This window comes from Methanophagales archaeon, assembly GCA_021159465.1.
Lineage (GTDB): Archaea > Halobacteriota > Syntropharchaeia > Alkanophagales > Methanospirareceae > G60ANME1.
Genome location: JAGGRR010000179.1, coordinates 1 through 1241, shown reverse-complemented (window position 1 = coordinate 1241; position 1241 = coordinate 1). Strand labels below are relative to the sequence as shown.

Annotated in this window: 1 protein-coding gene; it reads left to right on the top strand. The window is 48.3% G+C overall.

The features are described 5' to 3' along the window. On the top strand, positions 1 to 900 hold a 900-nt coding region (locus tag J7J01_08025), incomplete at its 5' end, for a formylmethanofuran--tetrahydromethanopterin N-formyltransferase (protein MCD6210813.1). Between the last annotated feature and the right edge of the window lie 341 nt (positions 901 to 1241).

Here is a 1241-nt window from a genome sequence, read left to right as displayed (position 1 = left end):
GAAATCGAACTCGAGGACACCTACTGCGAGGCTTTTGACGGTTTATTCACGAGGATATGCGTAACCGCACGAGACGAGAAGAGATTGAAACAGGCAGCTTACAACGCTACGGCACTGCCCTGCACGGTCTTTGGTGAATCCGAAGGCGGAATAGAGAAGTGGTTAAGTGAGTGCGAGACGCCAGACGGCAGAAAAGGAGCGATTATCCAGTTCTGGGTGAATTACGACGAGGACGCGCCCGAGAAACTGGAATACGAGGTATCGAAACGAATACGGCAGGGGATACTGGTCGTGCCCACGACTTCGGTCTTCAATGCACTTGAGTCATCTGCTGGTAAGATAGATGTTATGGGAAGGATAGGGCATTGTGGCGATGGCTATGAGACAATAGAGCAGCGGTTTGGACGTGAAGTCATTGCAGTGCCGATAATGATGGGCGAATTCCTCGTGGAACACTATTTAAGCTATAAGAAGGGTGTGATGGGTGGAAACGTCTGGTTCTTCTGTAAGAGTATAGAAGCGGCATTAGAAGCTGGAGAAAAGGCACTTGAGGCAATAAAGGGCGTGGAAGGTGCAATTACTCCTTTTGATATCTGCGCTGCGGGCTCTAAACCGGAAACGAACTATCCGGAGATTGGTCCTACAACTAACCACCTGTATTGCCCTACGCTGGTACAGAAACTGAGCGGGTCGAGAGTTCCACGCGGCGTGCATAGCATCCCGGAAATTGTCATCAATGGTGTATCACTCGAGTCGGTAAAAGAAGCTATGAGAGCGGCAATAGTGAGTGTGCAGGATGTAGAAGGCTTGGTAAGAATCTCAGCAGGTAATTATGGTGGTAAATTGGGCAGCTATAAGATCTTCTTGAAGAAGTTAACTCCATCCCAAAAGTCGATATAAACTAAACCAGGGGATAGCCTTCTACGTTTCACTGACCTTGGCATACTCGCTTGAAGCGGTCAGGAGCGTGGTGCGTGGTGGTACGTGGAAACGGCAAACCATGTGGGGCTCTGTCCTGTTGATCCCGAAAAACCTGTAAGGGTTTATGCGAAAAACAAAGATAGTTATCAGTCATCATGTCGGCGGACGTGCCCTTGAAGACGCGGTTGAATTACTCTCTGATATCTGATACGGAAAAGAAAATATGCGAGATAAGAGCACTGATAATGCATTTGTGCCTGTTCTTCGCGTGGTTCAACCTCGCTAAACCCCACGATGCACTAAAAATCGAAATTGCGGAT